Genomic DNA, 3,978 nt, shown 5'->3' on the forward strand with positions numbered 1-3,978 from the left:
GGTCAGGCCCAACGGCCTCGCCTTCTCGCTGGACGAGAGCAAGCTTTATGTCGTCGATACCGGCCGCACGCATGGCGCGCAGAATCCGGCGCATATGCGGGTGTTCAATGTCGGCAAGGGCGGCAAGAAAGTCTCCGGCGAAAAAGTCTTCGCCGACTGCACCGCCGGCCTGTTCGACGGCTTCAGGCTCGACGAGGACGGCCGCATCTGGACCAGTGCCGCCGATGGCATCCATTGCTACGATCCGGACGGCACGCTGATCGGCAAGGTCAAGGTGCCGGAAGTCACCGCCAATTGCGTGTTCGGCGGCAACAAGCTGAATTGCCTCTACATCGCCGGCACCACGTCGCTCTACATGGTGCGGCTGATGGTCAACGGCGCCAAGACATACTGAGAGTTGAACACTGGCGACCGTTCGACGGTTTCATCGAAGCGGGTCGTGAGCACGAACATCCCCGGGAGGACAAGAAATGCCATTCGTCAACATCCGCATCGTCAAGGAAGTGATCGCCGCCGATCCGGCGGGCAAGAAGGCGGATATCGCCAAGAAGGTCACCGCGGCCATCATGGACGCCACCGGGCTGAGCAACGACGATGTCTGGGTGGTTTTTGAAGAGGTCAACGCCCGCGATTGGTACGTTGGGAAGACCGATGTGGAGACGCTGCGAAAGGGGTAATGCGCGATCTTTCCTTCTCCCCTTTTGGGAGGCCGAGACGGTTGAGGGTGGGTGACGGATTGCCGTCAGTGCCAAGCTGGAACATCCCTCATCCGACCTCGCTCGCGAGGCCACCACCCTGGGGCGAGCCACGGGTCTCGCCCCGTCCTTCGGACCCACAAGGGGAGAAGGAAGAGAGGCCGCCGCTCAACGCGAGCGGATAAACTCCGCGAAGGCATTCAGTGCATCATGCATCGCCTGCCGGTTCGCCGGCGCCGCCAGGATGCCCGCCACCTCCGGCGGCTTCCTGCCGAGCAGGGCGATCTCCAGCACATCGTCGTAAAGCGCGAACGACATGGTGCGCATGATCTCAGCCAATGCGGCGCGGGCGAACAGCGAGCGCGGCGAGGCGTGTACCAGCATGGCGGGCTTGGCGACGGCGGCATCGCGCGAGACCAGCCAGTCGAGCGCGTTCTTCAGCCCGCCCGGCACGCCATGGGCATATTCCGGACAGGAGATGATCAGGCCGTCGGCTCGACTGACGGCATGGATCAGCTTGGAGGCTTCGAGCGGTGTCCGCTCGCCTTCATCGTCGGGATTGAAGATCGGCAAACGGCCAAGCCCGTCATGGACGGTGACGCGGCAGCCGGACGGCGCTTCGCGCGCCAGTGTGGCGATCAGCGCCGAATTTGTGGAGGCCGCGCGCAGGCTGCCGGAAATGGCAAGGATGTTCAGCAAGGTATGGAATCGGTCCAGACGCGAATCGCGTCCGCAAAAACTACCACATCGTCTTCTTGTATTCCTCGTCGAGCCAGCGGTCGGTCGCCTCGGCGGAATCGGCAACCGCCAGCTGATCGCGCATGATCTGGCCGAGCGTCGGCAGCGTCGCGCGGTCGTACCAGGTTTCCGGCTTCCACAAATCCGAGCGCATGAAGGCTTTTGCGCAGTGCATGTAGGCCGCCTTGACGCTGACCACGACAACGCTTTGCGGCTCCCTGCCGTCGACGGCGAGCCGTTCGCGCAAATTTGCGTCGACGGTGATGCGGGCATCGCCGTTGACGCGCAGCGTCTCGTTCATGCCGGGGATGAGGAAGAGCAGCCCGACCGGGGGATTGACGAGGATGTTTTCCAGCGTGTCGAGCCGGTTGTTGCCGGGCCGGTCGGGAATGGCGATGGTGGTGTCGTCCAGAACGGTGGCAAAGCCCGGTTTGTCGCCCTTCGGCGTCACGTCGGCATTGCCGGCACCGTCGGACGAGCCAATCAGCACGAATGGGCTCTTGCCGATGAAGGAGCGGCAATGGCCGTCAAGTTTTTTCAGCTCCTTTCGGATAGAACCGTCGGTCGGTCGTGGCGTCTTGTAGATCGTCCTCAACTGGTCGCGCGTGGTGACGAATTCCATGGCCCTTTCCCCTTATTTGCAGGCTCTATTTCCCGGCCTTCTCTTCTTTGCCGGTCTTGTCGTCCAGCGAATGGCGCAGGATCAGCGGCATCTGGCTGAAGGTGAACAGAAGCGTGATCGGCATGATGCCCCAGACCTTGAAAGTAACCCAGGCGTCGGTGGAAAAATTGCGCCACACCACCTCATTGACGATGGCCAGGAACAGGAAGAACAGGCCCCAGCGGAAGGTCAGCTTGCGCCAGCCTTCAGCGTCGAGGCTGAAGGCTGAATCGAAGACATAGCCAAGCAGCGACTTGCCGAAATACAGGCCGCCGAGCAGCACCCCGCCGAACAGCGTGTTGACGATGGTCGGCTTCATCTTGATGAAGATGTCGTCCTGCAGATAGAGCGTCAGCGCGCCGAAAATGAAGACGACGACGCCCGACACCATCGGCATGATCGGCAAGGTGCGGGTGAGCAGCCACGAGGCGATCAGCGCGATTGCCGTGGCGGCCATGAACAGGCCGGTGGCGACGAAGATCGGCCCGCCGAACTCGGCCAGAACAGGGAATTTCTGCACCAGCCATCCGCTGCGCGCATTGGCGAAGAAGAACACCATCAACGGACCCAGCTCCAGCACCAGCTTGAGCAGCGGATTGACGCCTTCCTTCTTCTGCTTCTGCGGGTCCGACGGATCGCGTTCGAGAATGGGTGGGTTCATGGAATCTCTTTCTTGCGCATGATCTGATCCAAAAAGTCTGCACCTTTTTGGGACATGCTTGTTAAGCTACTCCAGCGATCGCCCTGGCGAATTCGCTTGCTGAGAAAGGTTCGAGGTCGTCGACCTGTTCGCCGACGCCGATGAAATAGACCGGCAATTTGTGCTTTGCCGCGATCGCCACCAGAATACCGCCGCGCGCCGTGCCGTCCAGCTTGGTCATCACCAGGCCGTTGACGCCGGCGACATTGCGGAAGATCTCGACCTGGTTGAGCGCGTTCTGGCCGGTGGTGGCGTCGACCGTCTGCAGCACGGTGTGCGGCGCTTCCGGATCGAGCTTGCCGAGCACGCGGACGATCTTTTCGAGCTCGGCCATCAGTTCGGTCTTGTTCTGCAGACGGCCGGCGGTGTCGATGATCAGCACGTCGGAGCCGGCCTCTTTCGCCCGCTCGAATGCATCATAGGCAAGGCCGGCGGCATCGGCGCCGAGCTTGGAGGCGATGACCGGCGATTTCGTCCGCTCGCCCCAGATCTTCAGCTGCTCGATGGCTGCCGCGCGGAACGTGTCGCCGGCGGCGAGCATGACCGACAGGCCGCCATCGGTCAGCTTGGCGGCGAGCTTGCCGATGGTGGTGGTCTTGCCGGTGCCGTTGACGCCAACCACCAGGATGACATGCGGCTTGTGCGAGAGGTCGAGCTCCAGCGGCATGGCGACATGGGTCAGCACTTTTTCCACCTCGGCCGCCATGATGGCGCGGACCTCGGTGTCGGAAACGTCCTTGCCGTAGCGGCTGGCGGCCAGCGCGTCGGTAACGCGCAAGGCGGTCTCCATGCCGAGATCGGCGCGGATCAGCACATCCTCCAGGTCCTGCAAAGTCTCTTCGTCCAGCTTGCGCTTGGTGAAGACGCCGGCAATGTTGCCGGTCAGTTCCTTGGACGAGCGGGCAAGCCCGTCCTTCATGCGCTGGAACCAAGAGCGCCTCGGTGCCGGCTCCGGCGCTTTTTGCGGCTCGGCCTTCTGCTCGACCTTCTTGGTGACGGTCACCTTGCCGGGGGCGGCTTTCGGCTCCGGCGCGGGTGGTGGAAGAGGCTGCGGCTCGGGCGCAATTTCCGCAATGACCGGCTGCGATTCGATCGGCGCAGGCTGGCGAATGGGAGGTGCGATTTCGGCGGCGGGTGCTTCGGGCGTCGGCGCTGAAACTTCTTCCTTCTCCCCGTCGCTATAC

Annotated in this window: 6 protein-coding genes; 2 read left to right on the top strand and 4 right to left on the bottom strand. The window is 62.7% G+C overall.

The window, feature by feature from the left end; translation table 11 throughout:
- Positions 1-394, top strand: a 394-nt coding sequence (locus tag EN994_RS21155; RefSeq protein ID WP_164746055.1) for an SMP-30/gluconolactonase/LRE family protein, incomplete at its 5' end; no start/stop codon positions are given.
- Between the two features lie 76 nt (positions 395-470).
- Positions 471-677, top strand: coding sequence for a 4-oxalocrotonate tautomerase family protein (locus EN994_RS21160; RefSeq protein ID WP_013528835.1), 207 nt, complete (start codon positions 471-473; stop codon positions 675-677).
- A gap of 186 nt (positions 678-863) precedes the next feature.
- On the opposite strand, the gene EN994_RS21165 is transcribed toward EN994_RS21160, so the two are convergent.
- The 4 genes from EN994_RS21165 to ftsY form a co-directional block, all read right to left on the bottom strand.
- Complete coding sequence (locus EN994_RS21165) at positions 864-1,394, bottom strand: NADPH-dependent FMN reductase (protein WP_063169541.1); 531 nt, start codon at positions 1,392-1,394, stop codon at positions 864-866.
- Positions 1,395-1,434: 40 nt separating this feature from the next.
- Positions 1,435-2,055: a pyridoxamine 5'-phosphate oxidase family protein gene (locus EN994_RS21170; protein ID WP_013528837.1), complete on the bottom strand. Its 621-nt coding sequence runs from the start codon at positions 2,053-2,055 to the stop codon at positions 1,435-1,437.
- A gap of 25 nt (positions 2,056-2,080) precedes the next feature.
- A complete protein-coding gene (locus EN994_RS21175) occupies positions 2,081-2,755 on the bottom strand; it encodes a septation protein A (protein ID WP_013528838.1) in 675 nt (224 codons plus the stop codon).
- Positions 2,756-2,816: 61 nt separating this feature from the next.
- The coding region (gene ftsY / locus EN994_RS21180) for a signal recognition particle-docking protein FtsY (protein WP_245466057.1) at positions 2,817-3,978 on the bottom strand (1,162 nt) is incomplete at its 5' end.

Source organism: Mesorhizobium sp. M7A.F.Ca.CA.002.09.1.1, assembly GCF_003998555.1.
In the GTDB taxonomy this organism is placed as follows: Bacteria; Pseudomonadota; Alphaproteobacteria; order Rhizobiales; family Rhizobiaceae; genus Mesorhizobium; species Mesorhizobium ciceri.